This window comes from Curtobacterium sp. MCPF17_050, from assembly GCF_003224435.2.
Taxonomy (GTDB): domain Bacteria; phylum Actinomycetota; class Actinomycetes; order Actinomycetales; family Microbacteriaceae; genus Curtobacterium.
This window is the reverse complement of sequence record NZ_CP126250.1, coordinates 3,152,340-3,172,189: the sequence shown is the minus strand read 5'-3', so window position 1 is coordinate 3,172,189 and position 19,850 is coordinate 3,152,340. Positions and strand designations below refer to the sequence as shown.

20 protein-coding genes are annotated in these 19,850 nt (G+C 74.0%); 13 read left to right on the top strand and 7 right to left on the bottom strand.

Annotated features, from left to right (window positions below; translation table 11 throughout):
- Nucleotides 1–10: 10 nt before the first annotated feature.
- From DEJ34_RS15135 to DEJ34_RS15110, 6 genes are all read left to right on the top strand, one after another.
- Nucleotides 11–910, top strand: coding sequence for an aminoglycoside phosphotransferase family protein (locus DEJ34_RS15135; RefSeq protein WP_110910580.1), 900 nt, complete (start codon nt 11–13; stop codon nt 908–910).
- A 92-nt stretch (nt 911–1,002) separates the two neighbouring features.
- Entirely contained in the window at nt 1,003–1,665 is a 663-nt protein-coding gene (locus DEJ34_RS15130; RefSeq protein WP_146236860.1) for a DUF6197 family protein, read from the top strand.
- A gap of 206 nt (nt 1,666–1,871) precedes the next feature.
- Nucleotides 1,872–2,519 (top strand): ABC transporter permease, encoded by a 648-nt coding sequence (locus DEJ34_RS15125; protein WP_110824355.1) that lies wholly within the window; start codon nt 1,872–1,874, stop codon nt 2,517–2,519.
- Nucleotides 2,506–3,831 carry an ABC transporter ATP-binding protein gene (locus DEJ34_RS15120; protein ID WP_110889355.1) on the top strand — a complete coding sequence of 442 codons (1,326 nt, stop codon included), beginning with the start codon at nt 2,506–2,508 and terminating at the stop codon, nt 3,829–3,831. The genes DEJ34_RS15125 and DEJ34_RS15120 overlap by 14 nt, the downstream gene beginning before the upstream one ends.
- On the top strand, nt 3,828–4,592 hold the full coding sequence (locus DEJ34_RS15115) for an ABC transporter permease (RefSeq protein WP_110824353.1): 765 nt from the start codon (nt 3,828–3,830) through the stop codon (nt 4,590–4,592). The genes DEJ34_RS15120 and DEJ34_RS15115 overlap by 4 nt, the downstream gene beginning before the upstream one ends.
- Nucleotides 4,589–5,614 (top strand): glycine betaine ABC transporter substrate-binding protein, encoded by a 1,026-nt coding sequence (locus tag DEJ34_RS15110; RefSeq protein WP_110889353.1) that lies wholly within the window; start codon nt 4,589–4,591, stop codon nt 5,612–5,614. The genes DEJ34_RS15115 and DEJ34_RS15110 overlap by 4 nt, the downstream gene beginning before the upstream one ends.
- A 79-nt stretch (nt 5,615–5,693) precedes the next feature.
- Here the strand turns inward: DEJ34_RS15110 and DEJ34_RS15105 are convergent, their stop codons facing one another.
- Nucleotides 5,694–5,969 carry a hypothetical protein gene (locus DEJ34_RS15105; protein WP_181422171.1) on the bottom strand — a complete coding sequence of 92 codons (276 nt, stop codon included), beginning with the start codon at nt 5,967–5,969 and terminating at the stop codon, nt 5,694–5,696.
- A gap of 102 nt (nt 5,970–6,071) precedes the next feature.
- On the opposite strand from DEJ34_RS15105, the gene DEJ34_RS15100 reads away from it, so the two are divergent.
- The 3 genes from DEJ34_RS15100 to DEJ34_RS15090 are packed head-to-tail and all read left to right on the top strand — an operon-like array spanning nt 6,072 to nt 8,681.
- Complete coding sequence (locus DEJ34_RS15100; RefSeq protein WP_110824350.1) at nt 6,072–6,743, top strand: hypothetical protein; 672 nt, start codon at nt 6,072–6,074, stop codon at nt 6,741–6,743.
- 47 nt (nt 6,744–6,790) lie between these two features.
- Nucleotides 6,791–8,236: a phytoene desaturase family protein gene (locus tag DEJ34_RS15095; protein WP_110889351.1), complete on the top strand. Its 1,446-nt coding sequence runs from the start codon at nt 6,791–6,793 to the stop codon at nt 8,234–8,236.
- 1 nt (nt 8,237) lies between these two features.
- On the top strand, nt 8,238–8,681 hold the full coding sequence (locus tag DEJ34_RS15090) for an SRPBCC family protein (RefSeq protein ID WP_110824348.1): 444 nt from the start codon (nt 8,238–8,240) through the stop codon (nt 8,679–8,681).
- A gap of 121 nt (nt 8,682–8,802) precedes the next feature.
- Here DEJ34_RS15090 and DEJ34_RS15085 read toward each other — a convergent pair whose 3' ends face one another.
- Entirely contained in the window at nt 8,803–9,621 is an 819-nt protein-coding gene (locus DEJ34_RS15085) for a shikimate 5-dehydrogenase (protein WP_110910655.1), read from the bottom strand.
- A gap of 93 nt (nt 9,622–9,714) precedes the next feature.
- On the opposite strand from DEJ34_RS15085, the gene DEJ34_RS15080 reads away from it, so the two are divergent.
- The 4 genes from DEJ34_RS15080 to DEJ34_RS15065 all read left to right on the top strand — a co-directional run bounded on the left by DEJ34_RS15080 (nt 9,715) and on the right by DEJ34_RS15065 (nt 14,903).
- Complete coding sequence (locus tag DEJ34_RS15080; RefSeq protein ID WP_110910578.1) at nt 9,715–10,653, top strand: NADP-dependent oxidoreductase; 939 nt, start codon at nt 9,715–9,717, stop codon at nt 10,651–10,653.
- A gap of 105 nt (nt 10,654–10,758) precedes the next feature.
- A complete protein-coding gene (locus DEJ34_RS15075; protein WP_110824345.1) occupies nt 10,759–10,953 on the top strand; it encodes a PspC domain-containing protein in 195 nt (64 codons plus the stop codon).
- Between the two features lie 75 nt (nt 10,954–11,028).
- Nucleotides 11,029–12,426, top strand: a complete 1,398-nt coding sequence (locus tag DEJ34_RS15070; protein ID WP_110910577.1) for an L-serine ammonia-lyase — start codon at nt 11,029–11,031, stop codon at nt 12,424–12,426.
- 131 nt (nt 12,427–12,557) lie between these two features.
- Nucleotides 12,558–14,903 (top strand): S8 family serine peptidase, encoded by a 2,346-nt coding sequence (locus tag DEJ34_RS15065; protein WP_110910576.1) that lies wholly within the window; start codon nt 12,558–12,560, stop codon nt 14,901–14,903.
- A gap of 66 nt (nt 14,904–14,969) precedes the next feature.
- On the opposite strand, the gene DEJ34_RS15060 is transcribed toward DEJ34_RS15065, so the two are convergent.
- Genes DEJ34_RS15060 through DEJ34_RS15040 form a run of 5 tightly spaced genes read right to left on the bottom strand, consistent with a single transcriptional unit; the run spans nt 14,970 to nt 19,771 of the window.
- On the bottom strand, nt 14,970–15,806 hold the full coding sequence (locus tag DEJ34_RS15060) for a class II fructose-bisphosphate aldolase (protein ID WP_110910575.1): 837 nt from the start codon (nt 15,804–15,806) through the stop codon (nt 14,970–14,972).
- The gene (locus tag DEJ34_RS15055; protein ID WP_110910574.1) at nt 15,803–16,798 is read right to left on the bottom strand and encodes a 1-phosphofructokinase family hexose kinase; all 996 of its coding nucleotides are present in this window, start codon (nt 16,796–16,798) and stop codon (nt 15,803–15,805) included. The genes DEJ34_RS15060 and DEJ34_RS15055 overlap by 4 nt, the downstream gene beginning before the upstream one ends.
- Nucleotides 16,795–17,919, bottom strand: a complete 1,125-nt coding sequence (locus tag DEJ34_RS15050) for an N-acetylglucosamine-6-phosphate deacetylase (RefSeq protein WP_110910573.1) — start codon at nt 17,917–17,919, stop codon at nt 16,795–16,797. Before DEJ34_RS15050 ends, DEJ34_RS15055 begins: the two co-directional genes overlap by 4 nt.
- Nucleotides 17,916–18,893 carry an ROK family protein gene (locus tag DEJ34_RS15045; protein WP_110824339.1) on the bottom strand — a complete coding sequence of 326 codons (978 nt, stop codon included), beginning with the start codon at nt 18,891–18,893 and terminating at the stop codon, nt 17,916–17,918. The genes DEJ34_RS15050 and DEJ34_RS15045 overlap by 4 nt, the downstream gene beginning before the upstream one ends.
- Entirely contained in the window at nt 18,893–19,771 is an 879-nt protein-coding gene (locus tag DEJ34_RS15040; protein ID WP_110889342.1) for an SIS domain-containing protein, read from the bottom strand. Before DEJ34_RS15040 ends, DEJ34_RS15045 begins: the two co-directional genes overlap by 1 nt.
- Nucleotides 19,772–19,850: the final 79 nt, after the last annotated feature.

Below are 19,850 nucleotides of genomic sequence, written 5' to 3'. Positions count from 1 at the left end.
GCATCGCGACGTGCCCACGCCCGAAGCCGAGGTCGACGTCGACGTCCCGCTCGTCCGGGCGCTGCTGGCCGACCAGCACCCGGACCTCGCCGACCGCCCACTCACCGTCGTCGGGAACGGCTGGGACAACGTCCTCCTCCGGCTCGGCCCCGACCTCGCCGTCCGGCTGCCCCGGCGGGCCGCCGCGGCCACGCTCGTCGAGCACGAGCAGCGGTGGCTCCCCGGGCTCGCCCGTCTCGTCGGCGGGGTCGTCCCCGTCCCGGTCCCCGTCCGCACCGGTCGACCCGGCTCCGGCTTCCCGTGGTCGTGGAGCGTCGTGCCGTGGTTCCCCGGCGTGCCCGTCGGCGACCGGACCGGAGCCGGGAGCGGGGGAGCCGTGCCGAGGGCGCTCGCCGCGTTCGTGGCCGCGCTGCACGTCCCGGCGCCGGCGGACGCACCGTCGAACCCGGTGCGCGCCGTCCCGCTGCACACCAGGACCGAGGCGGTCACCGAGCGGCTGTCGTCGCACCCCGTACCGCGAGCCGTGGAACTGGCCGCGCTCTGGCGGACGGCGGCGGACCTGCCCGAGCACGCCGGGCCTCCCGTCTGGGTGCACGGCGACCTGCACCCGTTCAACCTGCTCGTCACGCCCGGCCCGGTCGGCGACCGCCTGTCCGCCGTCGTCGACTTCGGCGACGTGACCGCGGGCGACCCGGCGGTCGACCTCGCCACCGCCTGGCTCACCTTCGGCCGGGAGGCCCGGGCCGACTTCCGACGTCGGGTCACCGCGCAGGACGCCAGCCTGGACCCGCACACGTGGGGCCGTGCGCGTGGTTGGGCCGTCTCGATCGCCTCGGCGCTCGCCGTGAGCGACGAGGCGTCGTCCCGCGCGGTCGCACGGCGGGCGATCGACGCCGTGGTCGACGACTGACCGACCGGCCCTCCGGTTCGCGCACGACCGTCGGGCGGGGGCTACCGCCGCCGCGGGCACGGGGTTAGCGTGCCTCCACACCATCCGTGCACGTGAAGATCGGGAGGGGCCTCATGACCCTCGAGTTCCGCGTCCAGCACGACGTCGCCACCGACGCCGCTCCCTCCTTCCGAGCCGTCCCCGACCGGCGCGGCCGGGTGCGGCGGGTCCTCGACCACCTCGCCGCCCGACGGACCGCCGCACGACTGCGGCGCCTCGAGGCGGAGCAGGCCGAACTGGTGGACCTGCAGCGCGTGCTGTCGGACGCTCGGGCCGTCGTGGAGCGCGGCTGGGTCCAGCACGCGTGGTTCGCCTACCTCGACGACCGCGGACGCACCCGGACCGCCTCGAGCGCCGCCGCCATCGAGGTCGTCGGCCGACCGCTCGTCGGGGCCTGCCTGGTCGGTGCGGTCGTCGACGCGGCCGGCGGCCCGCACGCCGTGCACGCCCAGTCGGTGCAGCGTTCGCTCGACCTGGTGTGGCACGCGCTCGCCGTGCCCGAGGGGTCGCCGGTGACGTGGTGTCCCGCTCCGGACGTCCGGATGGCCCGCGTGCGAGACCTCACCCGGTGGAACGACGGTGGTGACCGGACCGCCGAACAGGTCGCCGGCCTGCTCCTCACGGCCGAGCGCGTCGCCGTGCACGAACAGGCACGGGTGGCCCTGCGGTCGGTCGCGCTCCGGGCAGAGGCCGGCAGACGCGGATCCGGCCTGTAGCCCACCGTCCCGCCCGATCGTTACCGTTCTCCCAGGGTCCCCGGTACAGCTCTGCCCTCATCAGGGGTTCTCCTCGCGCGATCCATGGGTGTCCACGCAGGAACGGCCGCCGCGCCGCCGGCCCGAGGTTGGCGACCTGCGTAGCTTGGGGAAGTCCGTACCCCGTTCCGTGGGGCGGACAGCCGACCGGAGGGAGCGGAGAACCGGTGTTCCAGTACATCGCCGAGCGATGGGACCAGATCTGGTTCTCGTCCTGGCAGCACTTCTCGCTGGTGGTCCAGTGCGTCGTGCTCGCGACCGTCATCGCCGTGGTCCTCGCGGCGCTCGTCTACCGGATCCCCGGTCTGCGGTCCGCCGCGAACGAGGTGTCCACGATCGGGCTGACGCTGCCCTCCTTCGCCGTCATCGGCCTGCTGCTCGTGCCGCTCGGGTTCGGCGTCGTGCCGTCCGTCGTCACCGTGACGTTCTTCGCCGCGCTGCCGATCCTCCGGAACGCGGTCGTCGGGCTCAACGAGATCCCGCCGGCCGTCGTCGAGTCGGCCCGCGGCATCGGGATGAGCCGCTTCCGCACCCTCGTGCAGGTCGAACTGCCGATGGCGTGGCCGATCATCCTCACCGGCGTGCGGGTCTCCGCGCAGATGGTGATGGGCGTCGCCGCCGTGGCCGCGTACGCGCTCGGGCCGGGACTCGGCAGCTTCATCTTCTCCGGGCTCTCCCGTCTCGGCGGCGCGAACTCCCTCAACTCCGTGATCGTCGGGACCGTGGGCGTCGTGCTGCTCGCCCTGGTCCTCGACCTCCTGCTCCTCGGCCTCGGCCGCCTGACCACCTCGAGAGGTATCCGTGTCCAGCACTGACTCCCCGACCACCGCGCCCGACACCGACGTCACCGGCCGGAGCATCCTGCTCGACCAGGTCACGAAGCGGTACCCGGGCCAGGCGAAGCCCGCGGTCGACGGCATCACGCTCGAGATCCCGGCCGGCAAGATCGTCATGCTCGTCGGCCCCTCCGGCTGCGGCAAGACGACCACCCTGAAGATGATCAACCGCCTCATCGAGCCGACCGAGGGCCGCATCGTCGTCGGCGACGACGACGTGACGAAGATCGACGGCGACGAGCTGCGCCGCCGGATGGGATACGTCATCCAGGCCGGCGGGCTGTTCCCGCACATGACCGTCGCGGCGAACATCGCCGTCGTGCCGAAGATGCTCGGCTGGTCGAAGGAGAAGATCGCCGCCCGCGTCGACGAGCTCCTCGACCTCGTCTCGCTCGACCCGGACACCTACCGCGACCGCTACCCGCGGGAACTCTCCGGCGGTCAGCAGCAGCGCGTCGGCGTCGCCCGTGCGCTCGCAGCGGACCCGCCCGTCCTGCTCATGGACGAGCCCTTCGGCGCCGTCGACCCGATCACCCGGCAGCGCCTGCAGGACGAGCTCATCCGCATCCAGGCCGAACTGCACAAGACGATCGTCATCGTCACGCACGACTTCGACGAGGCCGTGAAGCTCGGCGACTGGATCGTCGTGTTCTCCGAGGGCGCGCACATCGTGCAGTACGACTCCCCGGAGCGCATCCTCGCCGAGCCCGCGAACGAGTTCGTGGAGAACTTCATCGGGTCGGGTGCCGGGCTCAAGCAGCTCACGCTCACCCGTGTCCGCGAGGTCGGGCTGGCCGACGCCGTGACGTGCTCGCCCGGCGAGCAGGCCGAGGCCGTCCTGCAGCGCATGCGCGAGGCCGGCGGCCACGGGCACGCCGTGGTCGTCGACCGGCGGCAGCGGCCGATCGGGTGGCCGTCGCGCCGCCAGCTCGAGCGCCTCGACCGGATCCCGGAGGGCATCGAGGCGGACCTGCCCGTCGTCTCCGAGGCGTCCACCCTGAACGACGCGCTCGACACCATGCTCGTCTCGAGCGCCGGGGCCGCGCTCGTGACCGGTCGCCGGGACGCCTTCCAGGGCGTCATCACGGTCGAGACGGTCATGGACGCGATCACCCGTACCCGCGCCGCGGCCGCCGAGGACCAGGCGTACACCCCGGTCGGGACGAACACGAACCCCCTCCAGGCGATGCCGAGCAGCGCGGCCGCCGACCTCGGGGACGAGCCCGCCGGGTCCGCCGACGACTCGTTCGACGCGGACTCCGTCCCGTCCGACGGCCGGGACGACCGGTGAGCGACGTCGTCACCGCGTCCCCGGCGACCGGGGAGCGGACGAGCTGGCGCGGGCTGGTCATCCAGCCGGTCGTGATCCTCGTCGTCCTCGCCGCGTTCGCGGTCTGGCTCGCCAACGCGGACCTGACCGCGACCGAGCGCAGCACCCTCAACCCCTCGGGGCTGCTCGACCTGGCCTGGCAGCACGTCCTGCTGACCGTCGTGTCGACCGTCATCGTGCTCGTCGTCGCCATCCCACTCGGCGTCGCGCTGACCCGCGGACCGCTGCGCAAGGCGAGCGGGGCGATCCTGGCGGTCGCGAACTTCGGTCAGGCCGCCCCCGCCGTCGGGCTCGTCGTGCTCCTGGCCTTCTGGCTCGGGTTCACGTTCTGGGCCGCCGTCGTCGCGCTCGTCCTCTACGCGATCCTGCCCGTGCTGCGGAACACGATCATCGGCATCGAGAGCGTCGACGCCCGACTCGTCGAGGCCGGCCGCGGCATGGGCATGAGCGCGGCGTCCGTCCTGCTCAAGGTCGAACTGCCGCTGGCCGTGCCCGTCATGCTCGCCGGCATCCGCACCGCGCTCGTGCTCCTGGTCGGCTCGGCCGCCCTCGCGACGTTCATCGGTGCCGGTGGCCTCGGGCTGCTCATCACCACGGGCGTGAACCTGTTCCTGCCGAAGGTGCTCGTCTCCGGCGCGCTCCTCATCGCCCTGCTCGCCCTGTCCATCGACTGGCTCGGCCGCATCGTCGAGACGTTCGCCCGACCGAAGGGACTCCGATGACCCGCACGGCACGCACCCGCAGCCCGCGACCCCGCCGCCTGCTGACCGCCGCCGCCCTGGCGGGCGTCACCACGAGCCTCCTGGCCGGCTGCGGACTGCAGCCCGCCGCGTCCTTCGTCCCGGCGGCGGCGCCGGGCACGATCGAGCGGATCGACAGCCTGCCCGAGGACGCCCCGCTCACGGTCACGTCGAAGAACTTCACCGAGCAGCTCGTCCTCGGGAAGATCGCGGTCCTCGCCGCCTCGGCGGCCGGCTTCGACGTCACCGACGAGACGAACGTGCCCGGGTCGGTCGCCGTCCGGCAGCTCATGACCTCGCACGACGCCGACATGACGTACGAGTACACCGGCACCGCGTGGCTGACCTTCATGGCCCACAAGGAGGGCATCCCGGACAAGACCGAGCAGTGGCAGGCGGTCAAGGACGAGGACGCCGGCAACGGCCTCACCTGGCTCGCCCCGGCGCCGATGAACAACACCTACGCGTTCGCGGTGCGGGAGGAAGCGGTCGAGGACCTCGGCGGCATCACGAAGCTGTCGCAGATCGCGGAGCTGCCCGCCGACGAGCGCACGTTCTGCGTCGAGTCCGAGTTCAACTCCCGAGCGGACGGCTTCAAGCCGATGCTCGAGAAGTACGGTCTCGATCTCGGTGGCTCCGGCGACAGCGCGGTGGCGAAGGACGCGGTCGACATCCTCGACACCGGAACCGTCTACACGGCGACCGACCGCGGCACGTGCAACTTCGGCGAGGTCTTCACCACCGACGGCCGCATCAAGTCCCTCGGGCTGAGCGTCCTCGAGGACGACCGCGGGTTCTTCCCGGCGTACAACGTCGCCCCGGTGCTGTCGACTTCGACGCTGGAGGAGTACCCGCAGCTCGAGGGCGTCTTCGACCAGATCTCGCCGGAACTCACCGACGCGGTGCTCCAGGAACTCAACCGCCAGGTGGACGTCGAGGGACGTGAGCCCGCCGACGTCGCGTTCGAGTGGATGGTGAAGAAGGGCTTCATCACGGAGCCCTGAGGTCGCGACGTCGCGAGGTCGCGAGGTCGCGATGACGGACGGGAGGCGCGGTGCCAGCAGGCACCGCGCCTCCCGTCCGTCACGACCCCTGGACGACCGACTGCCAGGTGGTGAGGACACCCAGCCCGAGCCCGAAGACGAACAGCAGGATCCAGAAGGCCAGCGCGACGAGGTTCAGCAGGATCCCCCACCCGGCACGGCCGCGGGCGGCGCGTTCCCGACCGCGGGACGCGATGCCGAGGCAGAGTCCGACGACGGGGGCGACGAACGTCCAGCCCGCGAGCAGTGAGCAGATGCCGAGCACCAGGCTCGCGGTGCCGAGGCCGGTGCGCTGGGAGTCGTCCGTGATGACCATGCCCTCGACGGTACGGGCGGGGCGGACCGGTGGCGTCCCTCCAGACGGTGATCCGTGTCCGTCTCCGGGCGGACCGTCGTCCGTCGCCGGTATCGTCGTCGCATGGCACTGTTCGGACGACGCAAGCCCGACGTGCGCGACCGACCCGTCAGCCAGGTCGAACTGAAGCGCGCCGTGGACGAGGGCTTCCTCATCGCGAAGGCCGCCGTCACCGTGGCCGTGGCGAACCGCATCATCACGAACGCCCTGCGCGACCAGGGGTACTTCGACCACGCCCTCATCGCCGACGCCGCCCGTCAGGAACTGCACCGGATGGCCGAGGAGCAGCGTGCCGACGCCGAGCGGATGCGGGCGATCCGGGTCCGGTCGAGCAAGCAGGGCGGCCGCTCGCAGCACCAGCACGACTACCGCCGCGGAGACGACCTGAAGCTCCGGACGCGCGAGGCCACCTACGAGGAACTCGCCGAGCGGCTCGACGCCCGGCGTGACGACCAGTACTTCGTCGACGGCATCGTGCTCGCCGCCCGGGCCCGGGCCTGGGACGACATCGGCACCACGGTCGTCGGACGACTCGGGTGGGCGCAGCGGCCGGCCGACGACTACGAGATCGGGCGGGAGGAGCGCGTGCAACAGCTCCTCGACGAGGACTTCGCGGCCCTGGTCGCCGAGCACCCGGTGGGCACGGGCCGGCCGGTGGGCGACGACGACCCGACGGACGTGGACGGGTCGGACGACGGCACGGACCCGGCCGAGGCGGACACCACCACGAGCTGACCGGGTGCCGGTACCACGTCCAGCCGCCGCTCCGTAGGCTCACCCACATGGTTGATGCGGTGGTCGTCGGAGCCGGACCGAACGGGCTGGCCGCGGCGGTGACCCTCGCCCGCGCCGGGCTCAGCGTCGAGGTGGTCGAGCGGAACGACACCATCGGCGGTGGTGCCCGGACGAAGGAACTGACCCTCCCGGGCTACCTGCACGACGTCTGCTCGGCCGTGCACCCCATGGCGCTGCAGTCCGAGTTCTTCCGGGCCTTCGGCATGGAGCAGCGGATCGAGCTCCGCCTGCCCGAGGTGCAGTTCGGCCACCCCCTGGACGGTGGCCGCGCCGGCATCGCGTACCAGGACCTCGACCGGACCGCCGACGCCCTGGGCCTCGACGGCCGCGCCTACCGGCAGCTCATGGCCCCGCTCGTGCGGAACGCCGACCAGGTGTCCGACTTCGCCACCGACGCCCTGCTGCACGTGCCACGACACCCGGTGACCGTCGCCCGCTTCGGACTCCGTGCGCTCGAGCAGGGGACCCGCGCGTGGAACGCACGCTTCCGCGACGAGGTCGCGCCGGCGATGATCAGCGGCGTCGCGGCGCACTCCATCCAGCACATGCCGTCGCTCGCCACGGCCGCCGCCGCACTCTCGCTCGGCGTCTACGCCCACGCCCGCGGGTGGCCGGTGCCCATCGGCGGGAGCCAGGCGATCGTCGACGCGCTCGCCGCGGACCTCGTCGCGCACGGCGGCACGATCGAGACCGGTCGCGAAGTGCACGCGCTCGGGGACCTGACCCCGGCCAAGGCGGTGTTCTTCGACACGAGCGTCCCCACCATGCTCGCCATCGCCGGGGACCAGTTGCCGACACCGAAGCGCGGGGCCCTGCGTCGGTTCCGGTTCGGCAACGCAGCGGCCAAGGTCGACTTCGCACTGTCCGAGCCGGTGCCGTGGACGAACCGGGAACTCCGACGCGCCGGAACCGTGCACATCGGCGGCACGCGGGCCGAGATCGCCGAGGCCGAGGCGCAGGTCGCCCGCGGGCAGGACCCCGAGCGCCCGTACGTCCTCGGCTCCGAACCGACCGTCGTCGACCCGGGCCGGGCACCGGAGGGCGGTCACGTCTTCTGGGCGTACGCGCACGTCCCGGCCGGCTCGACCGTCGACCACCAGGAATCCGTCATCCGCCAGATCGAGCGCTTCGCCCCGGGCTTCCGGGACACCATCGTGGCGACGAACAGCCGGACCGCGGCGGACATGGAGCAGTACAACCCGAACTACGCCGGCGGCGACATCGCTTCCGGTGCCGCGAGCTTCTGGCAGCTGGTCAAGCGTCCCGTGCTCTCGAGCGACCCGTGGCGGATGGGCGGCGGCATGTACCTGGCCTCGCAGTCCGCGGCTCCCGGGCCAGGGGTGCACGGCATGGCAGGCTGGCACGCGGCGAAGAGCGCCCTCCGACACACCTACGGGCTGCCGGTGGACGTCGACCTGGCACCGAGGAGCTGACATGGCGAAGAACGTCCGGATCATCCACTGCACCCCCGAAGAGGTCTTCGACGTCCTCCGCGACGGCTGGCTCTACCCGACGTGGGTGGTCGGCGCGTCCCGCATGCGCGGCGAGGACCCGGGGTGGCCCGCGGTCGGCACGGAGATCCACCACTCGTTCGGCGTCTGGCCGTTCGTCATCAACGACACGACGACCGTCCTCGAGTACGACGAGCCACGCCACATGGTGATCCAGGCGCGGGGTTGGCCGGTCGGTGAGGCGCGTGTCGAGGTCGACGTCGAGCCGCACCCGCGCGGCTGCCGCGTGACGATCCGCGAGAACCCGGTGAAGGGCCCCGGGTCGCTCGTCCCGGGCTTCATCGCGCAGCCCGGCATCTGGTTCCGGAACCACGAGACCGCCCGCCGACTCGGCTGGGTCGCTGCGGGGCGCGCGCGCAGCCACTGACGCTGGCGAGCACCGGGACGCCCCCGTCCGCGTGCGACGCCGCGGCCTGCGCGAGACGCCGCCGGATCCGGCGGCGTCTCGGCGAGGCGACGGCGTCTCGCGGCGACGGGGGCGCCTCGCGCTACTCCTCCCGCGAGAACGCGCTCGCGCGGGCGACCTGGTCGGCCGTCAGCGCCACGCCCGTGTACCGCTCGAACTGCCGGGCGGCCTGCAGCGCGATGACCTCGGCGCCCGTGATGACGTGTGCACCGGCCTCCCGACCGGCCCGGACGAGCGGGGTCTCGGCGGGGAACGCGACGACGTCGAAGACCGTGTGCGCGGCGGTGATGCGTTCCGGCGTGAACGACAGCGTCGCCTCGTCGTCGCCGCGCATGCCGAGCGGCGTGACGTTGACGAGCAGGTCGGCGTCGCCGGCACCGTCCTCGTCCGCGACCCAGGCGTAGCCATACTGGTCGGCGAGGGCACTGCCGGTCGCCTCGTTGCGGGCGACGACGGTCAGGCGCTCGAACCCGGCACCACGGAACGCCGCGGTGACGGCCTTCGCCATCCCGCCCGAGCCACGCAGCAGGACCCGTGCGGAGCGGTCGACACCGTGCGAGTCGAGCAACGACGCGACGGCCTCGTAGTCGGTGTTCGACGCGGTGAGGACGCCCCCGTCGTTGACGATCGTGTTGACGGAGCGGATCGCGCGGGCAGACTCCTCGAGTTCGTCGACGAGGGGGATCACGTCCTCCTTGAACGGCATCGACACCGAGCAGCCGCGGATGCCGAGCGCCCGGATCCCCGCGACGGCGCCGGACAGGTCCGTCGTGGTGAACGCCTTGTAGACGAAGTCGAGGCCGAGTTCGTCGTAGAGGAAGTTGTGGAAGCGGGTGCCGATGTTGCTCGGACGGGCGGCGAGCGAGATGCACAGCTGCATGTCCTTGTGGAGGATGGGCATGGCGCCAGTGTCCCACGACACCGCCGCCGATGGAGCGGTCCACGTGGTGTCGTTCCGGGCGCGGGGCAGCGTGCTGGCGTACCGTGACGCGGGATGACTGCTCTCCCTGACACCATGCGCGCCGTCCGCTTCGACGAGTGGGGCGACCGTTCGGTCCTGCACGTGGCCGAGGTCCCCGTCCCCGAGGTCGCCCCCGGGCGGGTCCTCGTGAAGGTCCGCGCCGCCGGCGTCAACCCCGGCGAGACCGCGATCCGCCAGGGCCTCGTCGACGACCACGACCCCGAACGGCTGCCGTCCGGGCAGGGCACCGACCTCGCCGGCACCGTCGCCGCGATCGGCCTCGACGTCGACGGGTTCGAGGAGGGCGACGAGGTCCTCGGGTGGTCGTGGGAGCGATCGAGCCAGGCGGAGTACGTCTCCGTTCCCGCCGGGCAGCTCGTCCCGAAGCCCCGCTTGCTCTCGTGGGAGGCCGCCGGTGGCCTCGACGTGATCGCCACCACCGCGGCGGCGGCCGTCCGCGCCGTCGACCCGCGGCCCGGCGAGACCGTCGTCGTGTCCGGTGCCGCCGGGGGCGTGGGCGGGTTCGTCACGCAGCTGCTCACCAACGAGGGCGTCGACGTCATCGCGATCGCCTCCGAGGCGAACCACGAGTGGCTGCGCGAGAAGAAGGCCCGCCCGGTTGCGTACGGCGACGGCCTCGAGGACCGGATCCGCGGACTCGCCACCAACGGCATCGACGCGCTCATCGACACGTTCGGCCCGGAGTACGTGCACCTCGGCATCACGCTCGGGATCCCCGCCGACCGCATCGAGACGGTCATCGCGTTCGACGCCGCGGCCGAGGTGGGCGCGAAGGCGTCCGGCAGCGCGGACACCGCCGACCCGGAGATCCTGTCGGCACTCGCGAACATGGTCGCCGACGGGTCGATCGAGGTCCCGATCGCCGCGACCTTCCCGCTCGACGCGGTGCAGGACGCCTACGCCCAGGTCGAGGAACGCCACACCCGCGGCAAGATCGTCCTGCTCCCGTAGGGCGACGGCCGGGAGGCCCGTGCAGCGTGGGTGGGGTTGCCCCCACCCCGGGGCGGGGTGTCGCCCGGGTGCCGCCGTGCAGCGGGACACCGTAGCGTCGGGGACATGACGAACACACTCCACCGTCCCCGCTCCGGTCGCCTGCTCGCCGGGGTCTGCGCCGGCATCGCCGACCGCTTCGGCTGGTCCCGCACCGCCGTCCGCGTGCTCTGGGTCCTGCTGAGCCTGTTCCCCGGGCCGCTCTGGATCGCCTACGTGGTGCTCTGGATCGTGATGCCGACCGAGGGGAAGCGCCGCTGACCTCCCCGGGGTCGCCCGCACGGGGCCCGGCTCCGGAGCCCTGCCGTCCCGTCCGGACGGCGTAGGCTCGTCGGCGTGCCGGTCTCCGTCTTCGAGCTGTTCAGCATCGGTGTCGGCCCGTCGAGCTCCCACACCGTGGGACCGATGCGCGCCGCCGCCGACTTCGCCGCGCGGACGGCGGACGGACCCGTCGAGTCCATCCGCGTCGACCTCTACGGCTCGCTCGCCTCGACCGGTCACGGACACGGCACGCTCGGCGCCGTCGCGGTCGGGCTCATGGGGCACCGCCCGGAGGACGTCGACCCCGACGTGATGACGGCCGCGCTCGCCGCCCTCGAGTCCACCGGACGCCTGACCCTGGCGAGCGGGACCGTCGTGCCGTTCCGGCTCGCCGACGTCGTGCTGCACCCGCTGACGATGCTGCCGCGGCACCCGAACGCGATGCGCCTCCGGACGTTCGACGCGACCGGGACCGAGACCGCCGTCGAGACGTACTACTCGATCGGCGGTGGGTTCATCGCCCGCGACGGGGACGAGGAGCCGGGCGAGGGCGTCGCCGGCACCGCGATCCCGGTCGAGACGGACGCGGTGCCGTACCCGTTCTCCAGCGGAGCCGAGCTGCTGTCCGCCTGCGCGACCACGGGCCTCCCGGTCAGCGGTGTGGCGCTCGCCAACGAGACCGCGCACCGCAGCGAGGACGAGGTCCGTGCCGGGCTCCTGCGCATCCACGCCGTGATGGAGGACTGCGTCGAGCGCAGCGTCCGACGCACCGGCACGCTGCCCGGCGGGCTCGAGGTCCGCCGACGTGCGGCCGACTGGTACGAGCAGCTCACGCGTGACGACCCGGACCACGACCCGCTCTTCGCGATGGAGTGGGTGAACCTCACGGCGATGGCGGTCAACGAGGAGAACGCCTCGGGCGGCCGCGTCGTCACCGCGCCGACGAACGGTGCCGCCGGGATCATCCCCGCGGTGCTCGCCTACGCCCTGACCTACGTCGGACCGGTCGCACGCGGGTCCCGGGCGGAACGCGACGACGCCGTCGTGCGGTTCCTGCTCACCGCCGGTGCGATCGGCTCGATCTACAAGGAGCGCGCCTCCATCTCCGGCGCCGAGGTCGGCTGCCAGGGCGAGGTCGGTTCCGCGGCGTCGATGGCGGCGGCCGGGCTCGCCGAGGTCCTGGGCGGGACCCCCGAGCAGGTGGAGAACGCGGCCGAGATCGCCATGGAGCACAACCTCGGGCTGACGTGCGACCCGATCGGCGGCCTCGTGCAGATCCCCTGCATCGAGCGCAACGCCATCGCCGCGAACAAGGCCGTGAACGCCGCCCGGATGGCGCTGCGCGGCGACGGGGTGCACCACGTCTCGCTCGACCAGGTCGTCGAGACGATGCGGCAGACCGGTGCCGACATGTCGACGAAGTACAAGGAGACCGCGATGGGTGGTCTCGCGGTGAACGTCCCGCTCTGCTGAAACCGCGGCCGCAGCCCCCGGAACTGGGGCTGCGGCGGTCGTGCCGCCCCGCGTTAGCGTGCAGCGTCCGTCACCGCTCGGACCGACGGTCAGGGACGGCCGTCGTCGCCGACCTCCGGGAGCGATCGCTCATGTCACCCCGCACGCCGACCCTCCTCGCCACCGCCGTCGTGGTGGCGCTCGCCGTCACCGGCACGGGGCTCCCCGCGCAGGCGCTGCCCGCCGCCACCGCTCCTGCGGCCGCCACCGCGACCACCGCTCCTGCTGCCGGCACCGCTGTGCCCGCTCCCGCGACCGGTGGCGTGCCCGCTCCGGCCGACGCCACCGTCGGCGCGACACCCGGCGACACCGCGGTCGACCTGACGCTCGTGCTCCGGCCGGTCGACCCGGCCGCCCTCACCGCGCTCCCCGGGGCGACCGCCGGGGACACCGCCGACCAGCGCGCGGACGCCGTGGCGGCGGTCGCACCGGTGGAGGACGCCCGGTCGCGCGCTCGGACCGTGCTGACCGACGCCGGTTTCACGGTGACCGACCCGGACACGTGGGAGGTCGAGGCGCGCGGCACCGCAGCCCGGGCGGAGGCCCTGTTCGGCGTCGACCTGGTCGGCACCGGCGACGGCATGCACCCGACCGCCGAACCGACCCTGCCACAGTCCTTCGGCGGGAGCGTCGTCGCCGTGCTCGGGCTCGACGTGCGCCCGGCGCTGGCGCACGCGGCCGTCCCCGCCGGGTACGGCCCTGCCACCTTGGCGAGCGCGTACCGGTCCTCGGGGTCGGCCACCGCGGGCGCCGGCGCGACGGTCGCGACCGTGCAGTTCTCCGGCTGGGACCGCAACGACCTGAGTGCCTACGCCGCGGCGACCGGACGGAAGCTCCCCGCACTCGACCAGATCGCGGTCGACGGCGCCGACCCGCACCGGGGCGACGGGTACCAGGGCGAGACCGAGGTCGCGCTCGACCAGCAGGCGCTGCTCGCCGTCGCGCCGGGTGCCCGTCAGCGGGTGTACGTCACGCCGAACTCGTTCCAGGGCAGCTACGACGCCTACAGCCGCATCGCCGACGACGTCCGCACCGCCGGCATCACCGCGGTCAGCATCTCGTGGGGCAGCTGTGAGACGCAGACCCCGGCCGGGGCACGGGCGGCGCTCGACGCGGCGCTGTCGCGGATCGTCGCAGCCGGCGCCACGGTCTTCGCCGCCACCGGTGACGACGGCGCCCGCTGCCCGACCGGCCCGAGGACGACCATCCGCGACGTCTCGTACCCGGCGTCCTCGCCGGCGGTCGTGGCCGTGGGCGGCACGTCGCTCAGCAAGACGAAGGCCGGGTGGACCGAGTCCGGGTGGTCGAACTCCCTCGGCGCGGGCGGCGGTGGCACCTCGTCGGCCTACGCCCGGCCCGCGTGGCAGACCGGCACCGGCATCACCGGCACGAAGCGCATGCTGCCCGACGTCGCCGCGCTCGCCGACCCGGCGAAGGGTCCGGCGGTGTACATGTCGACGGCGCACGGCTTCGTGCTCGGCGGCGGCACGAGCCTGGCGTCCCCGGTGCTGGCCGGACAGCTCGCCGTCGCGCTGACCGCACGTGGGTGTGCCGTCGGCGTGGGCGACGTGCACCAGGCGCTGTACGCGAACCCGACCGCGTTCCGGGACGTCGTCACCGGCAGCAACGGCACCGCGCCCGCTACCCGGGGCTGGGACGCGGCGACCGGGCTCGGCTCGCCGAAGTGGTCCGCCCTCGGACGGCTCCTCCCGACCGCGGCGGACTGCACGCGGCCGACCACCACCGCGGCCGCGGCGGGAGCGGGCGCGACGGCCGTGACCTCGGGGACCCGGACCGTGCCGTCCGGGACGTCGATCCACTCGCCGAACGGCCAGTACTGGCTCGACGTGCAGGCGGACGGCTCGCTGGTCGAGTGGGGCAACGGCCGCCGGCTCTGGCAGAGCAGCGGGCGTGCCGCGGGTGCCGGTCTGCGGCTCGGCACCACCGGGCGGCTCGCCGTCGTGGCGCCGTCCGGTGCGGTCCTCTGGTCCACGTCCGCACGGACCGCCTCCGGCGGCGCACGTCTGACGGTGACCGACGCCGGCGACGTCCGCGTGACCGCACGGGACGGTGCCGTGCTGTGGCACAACCGGGCCCCCGGTGCCGACCGGCTCGTCCCCGGGGCCACGCTCGTCCCGGGTCAGTCGCTGCGGGACGCCTCCGGCGGCCGGCGGCTCACCATGCGCTTCGACGGGGACCTGGTGATCGGCTCCGGCAGCCGGGTGCTGTCCCGGAGGTCCGGCGGTGGCGCGGGGGCGTCCCTCCTGCTGCTGCCGAGCGGCGACCTGGTGCTCGCGAGTCCGTTCGGCCAGACGCGGTGGTCCACCGGCACGGCGGAGCGCGGGGGAGCCGGCATGGTCCTGCGGATGCAGTCGGACGGCAACCTGGTGCTCCGGAAGGGCACGACGGTGGTCTGGGCGAGCCGCACCCGGGGCTGAGCGGACCGGACCGCTCGACGTGCTCCGCGGGACCGACGGCGGGTCCGCCGGTGGTGCTCGTCCGGCTCAGCCGGCCAGGAGCGCGAGCAACCGGGCGGTCTCGGCGGCGACGGCGTCCCGACCCGCGGCCACGTAGCGGCGCGGGTCGACGAGGTCCGGCCGGTCGTCGAGGACGTCCCGCAGCGCCCGGGTGAACAGGCCGTTCAGGTGCGTGGAGATGTTGATCTTCGTCATGCCCGCGTGGACGGCACCGCGGAGCTCGTCATCGGACAGGCCCGACGAGCCGTGCAGGACGAGCGGCACCGGGACGGAGGCCCGCAGCCGGCCGACCAGGTCCCGGTCGACGGACGCTTCACGGGTCTGCATCGCGTGGGAGGTGCCGACGGCCACCGCCAGGGCGTCGACACCGGTCGCCGCGACGAACGCGGCGGCGTCGTCCGGGTCGGTCCGGACCCCGGGTGCGTGGACACCGTCCTTGCCACCGACCTCGCCGAGTTCGGCCTCGATCGCGATCCCGGCGGTGTGGCACGCGTCGGCGAGCTCCCGGGTCGCCGCGAGGTTGGCGTCGTAGTCGAGGTGCGAGCCGTCGTACATGACCGAGTCGACGCCGAGGTCGATGCCGGCGTGGACGAGTGCGCGGTCCTCGACGTGGTCGAGGTGCACCAGGACCGCCACGTCGGCGGATCGTGCGATCGCCTGGGTCGCGGTGACGATCGGCGTCACCCCACCGTGGTAGCGGATGCAGTTCTCGCTGATCTGCAGGACGACCGGCAGTCCGGCCTGCTCGGCACCGGCCACGATGGCCTCGGCGTGCTCGAGGAGGACGACGTTGAAGGCGCCGACGCCCCGGCGGGCGGTGCGGGCGGTGTCGAGGAGGCCGGTGAGGGCGAGGGCGGTGGTCATGTGGTGCTCCCGGTTCGGTCGAGCTGGGTCAGGAATCGGTCGACGGCGTCGAGGTCGACCTCGCCCGCGACGGGACGCAGGACCGCGGCGGCGCCGTACGCCGCGGCGGAACGCAGGGCGTGGCGGACGACGTCGTGCCCGAGGGGGTTGTGCCCGAGGAGGTCGTGCCCGAGGAGGTCCGACCGCGGGGCGCCCGACGTGGTGCGGCTGCCGGAGGCGGTGAGGGCGAGGACGAGCCCCGCCGTCGCGGCGTCGCCCGCGCCGGTCGGGTTGCCGTGGACGTCGGGGACGGCCGGGACGGTGACGACTCCGGTCCGCGTGTGCGCACTGATGCCCGCGGCACCCGCGGAGACGACGACCATCCCGGCTCCGCGTGAGAGCAGGTCGAGGGCGCCGGTCCGTTCGTCCCGGGCGCCGGTGGCGTCGAGGAGCTCGTCGCGGTTCGGCTTGCAGATCGACGCCCCGGCGGACGCGGCCTCGAGCAGCGCCGGACCCGACAGGTCGGCCACGACGGGCACCCCGGCGTCGACCGCGTCGCGCACCCAGGCGCGCACCACGACGGGGTCGGTGCCGCGCGGGAGGGACCCGGACACGACGAACGCGGACGCCGTGGCCCAGCTGCGGCGGAGTGCGACGCCCACCGCGGCCCATTCGTCCGCGGTCACCGCGGGTCCGGGTTCGCCGTACATCGTCGGGTGCACGAGGTCGTCGACGACCGTGACCGTGGTGCGCGTGTCCCCGGCGAGCGGCACCGCGGTGACCGCGAGTCCGTCGCGCTGCATGGCCGCGGCGGTCCAGGCGCCGGTGGTCCCGCCGAGCGGCAGGACCGATGTCGTCGCCACGCCGGCGGCGTCGAGCACCCGCGCCACGTTGACGCCCTTCCCGCCCGGTCGGCGGGCGACGTCGAGCACGCGCTGGGTGATGCCCACGGACTGTTCGGCGACGCGGTAGGTCACGTCGACCGCCGGGTTCGGGGTGAGGACGACGATCACGCGGGGACCTCCAGGACGACGGGACGGCCGGCGGGGTCGATGACGACCAGGTCGGCCGCAGCACCGACGGTGAGTGGTGGACGCAGGCCGAGCACGGCGGACGCCCGGACGGACGAGGCGACCACGGCCTCCCGGACGTGACCGGGACGGTCGCTGTCGGGACGAGCGGCGAGGACCCGGGCGACGGCGTCGCCGACGGTGATGGTGCTGCCGGCCAGCGAGGACCGGTCGGCGAGCATCGCGACACCGCCCTCGACGACCACGTCGGACCCGGCGATCCGGTACGCCCCGTCCGCGCAGCCGGTGGCGGCCATCGCGTCCGAGACGAAGACCATGCGGTCACCGGCGGCGCGGCGGACCAGGTCGACGGCGACCGGGTCCAGGTGGTGGCCGTCGACGATGCACTCCACGGTCAGCCGCTCGTCCACCAGGGCGACCCCGACCGGACCGGGCTCACGGTGGTGCAGCGGGGGCATGCCGTTGAAGAGGTGGGTGACCAGGGTCGCGCCGGCGTCGGCCGCTCGCTGCACCTGCTCCGTGTCGGCGTCGGTGTGCCCGATCGCGGCGACGACCCCGGCGTCGACCAGTCGGCGGATCGCGTCGATCGCGCCGGGGAGTTCGGGTGCGAGCGTGACGACCCGGAGGGCCGCGCCGCCGGCGTCGACCAGGAGGTCGACCTCGCCGGCGGTCGGCGCGTGCAGCAGGGACACCGCGTGCGCGCCGCGCCGAGCGGGCGACAGCCACGGCCCCTCCAGGTGCAGCCCGGCGAGGGTCCCGTCGGCGACGAGCGGTCGGAGGCGGCGGAGCGCGGCGACCGTGTCCGGGACGGTCCCGGTCGCGATCGAGGCGACGAGGTGCGCGGTCCCGAGTCCGGCGTGGTGCGCGGCGGCGGCGCGGGCCTCGTCGGCCGAGCACGAGGCGAAGTCGTGACCGAGGGCGCCGTGCGCATGGAGGTCGACGAACCCCGGGACGACGGTGCCGGGTGCCTCGAGCACGCGGTCGGACGTCGGCGCCGGGCCGCTCCCGACCGCGGTGACACGACCCCCCGTCACCGCGATCCAGCCGTCGACCAGGTCGGCCTCGGCGGTGACCACCCGTGGGGCGCGGACGAGCGTCGTCACGCCGACACCGCCGTGGGCCCGTCGTCGTGCTGCTGCGAGCGGTCGTCGTCCCGCCGGTGGCGGGTCGGCAGGTCTCGTTCCAGCAGCTCCTCGGCGAGGAGGCCCGCACCGATCGCGCCGGCTGCGTCGCCGTGCCGTGCACCGACGACGGCCGGGACCCGGACGCCCACCAACCGGTCCGTCAGCGCCGCGGTGAGCGGGTCGAGCAGGAGCGGGCCGGACTGCGCGAGTCCACCGCCGATGACCAGCGTGTGACACCCCGCGACGGCCGTCAGCCAGGCCAGCGCGTCCGTGAGCACGTCGACGCAGTCGTCCCACACCTGCCGGGCACGGAGCTCGCCGTCCCGCACGCGGAGCATCGCCGCGTGCGCGGTCGGTACGCCGCACCGGCGGGCGACGGCACCGGCCGAGGCGACCTCCTCGACCCGGAGGCCCGCGAGCGGCCCGTGGGGGATGCGGACCTGGCCGATCTCGCCGGCCCAGCCGTCACCGCTGACGACCCGGCCGTCGACGACCAGGGCGCTCGCGAGCCCGGTGCCGACCGGGACGAACGCGACCGTGCCGCGGTCGAGTCCCCCGGCCCGCACCTCCGCGAGTGCCCCGGCGCGGACGTCGTGGCCGAACGCGAGCGGGACGTCGGTGCCCGACGCCCGGAGCGCCGCGGCCACCCGCTGGCGCACGGGCACGTCCTGCCAGCCGAGGTTCACCGACAGCACCGAGCGGCCGGCGGCCTCGTCGACCACTCCGGGGACGACGAGGCCGACGGCGCCGAGGCCCGTGCCGTGCTGTCGGGCGACCGAGCCGGCGCGCACGGCGAGCTCGGCCACGACGACGGCGAGGGCGTCGGCAGCGGGGTCGTCGCGGGGAGTCGGGACGCGCTGCTCGTCGAGCACCAGTCCGTCGTCCGCGGTCAGTCGGGCCTTGATGCCCGTGCCGCCGACGTCGACTCCGAGCACCGCCCCGCGCGCGGTCATCAGGTGAGGATGACCGAACGGGTCAGCGATCGCGGGTGGTCCGGGTCGAGACCGCGGCGCTCCGCGAGGGCGACGGCGAACCGGTGGACGACGACGAGTCCGGCGAGCGGGTCGAGGTCGTGGTGCACGAGGCGGGCACCGGTGGCGGCGACCTCGTCGGCGAGACCGTCCGGCACGGCGCCGAGCGACCAGACCAGGCGACCGGGCTGCGCGATCGCGATCGGGCCGTGGCGGTAGTCCATCGCCGGGTACGACTCGGCCCAGAACTGTGCGGCCTCACGCGTCTTCAGGGCGGCCTCGGACGTCAGGCCCACCGCGGCGCCACGGCCGACGAACGTCACCTGCTCGGCGTCGAGCAGGTCGTCGATCGGCAGGGTGAGCGCGGTCTCGGCCTGGTCGGCGAGGCCCTCGACGTCGTCGCCGAGGGAGGCGCGGAGCAGCGCGAGTGCCGTGGTCGCGAAGCGGGTCTGCACCACGGAGCGCTCGTCGGCGAACGGCAGCGCGACGACGGCGTCCGCGTCCGCCGCAGCGGGGCTGTCCGGCACGGCCGTGATCAGCACGGTGCGCTGCTCGGGCAGGGCACGCAGCAGGTCGATGATCTCGGTGGTCGTGCCCGAGCGCGAGATGGTGACGACGCGGTCGTACTGCCGGTCGACGGGGTACTCGGAGCCGGCGAACGCGTCGGTCTGTCCGAGGCCCGCTGATTCGCGGGCGACGGCGTAGCTCATCGCGATGAACCAGCTCGTGCCGCAGCCGATGACGGCGACGCGCTCACCCGGCTGGGGCAGGACGTCGATGAACGAGGGCAGCAGGGCCGCGGCGGAGCGCCAGGAGTCCGGCTGCGATGCCAGCTCGGCGCCCACGAAGGTGTCGGACATGGTGTCCTTCCGGTCGGACCGATCCGTGTGATCGGATACCGGCCAGCATGACGATCGATCGTGCTCGATGCAAGTGCAA

Coding starts and splice junctions, on each gene's coding strand:
- DEJ34_RS15110 (WP_110889353.1), top strand. CDS start 4,589: ATGACCCGCACGGCACGCACCCGCAGCCCGCGACCCCGCCGCCTGCTG.
- DEJ34_RS15105 (WP_181422171.1), bottom strand. CDS start 5,969: ATGGTCATCACGGACGACTCCCAGCGCACCGGCCTCGGCACCGCGAGC.
- DEJ34_RS15100 (WP_110824350.1), top strand. CDS start 6,072: ATGGCACTGTTCGGACGACGCAAGCCCGACGTGCGCGACCGACCCGTC.
- DEJ34_RS15095 (WP_110889351.1), top strand. CDS start 6,791: ATGGTTGATGCGGTGGTCGTCGGAGCCGGACCGAACGGGCTGGCCGCG.
- DEJ34_RS15090 (WP_110824348.1), top strand. CDS start 8,238: ATGGCGAAGAACGTCCGGATCATCCACTGCACCCCCGAAGAGGTCTTC.
- DEJ34_RS15085 (WP_110910655.1), bottom strand. CDS start 9,621: ATGCCCATCCTCCACAAGGACATGCAGCTGTGCATCTCGCTCGCCGCC.
- DEJ34_RS15080 (WP_110910578.1), top strand. CDS start 9,715: ATGACTGCTCTCCCTGACACCATGCGCGCCGTCCGCTTCGACGAGTGG.
- DEJ34_RS15075 (WP_110824345.1), top strand. CDS start 10,759: ATGACGAACACACTCCACCGTCCCCGCTCCGGTCGCCTGCTCGCCGGG.
- DEJ34_RS15065 (WP_110910576.1), top strand. CDS start 12,558: ATGTCACCCCGCACGCCGACCCTCCTCGCCACCGCCGTCGTGGTGGCG.
- DEJ34_RS15060 (WP_110910575.1), bottom strand. CDS start 15,806: ATGACCACCGCCCTCGCCCTCACCGGCCTCCTCGACACCGCCCGCACC.
- DEJ34_RS15045 (WP_110824339.1), bottom strand. CDS start 18,893: ATGACCGCGCGCGGGGCGGTGCTCGGAGTCGACGTCGGCGGCACGGGC.
- DEJ34_RS15040 (WP_110889342.1), bottom strand. CDS start 19,771: ATGTCCGACACCTTCGTGGGCGCCGAGCTGGCATCGCAGCCGGACTCC.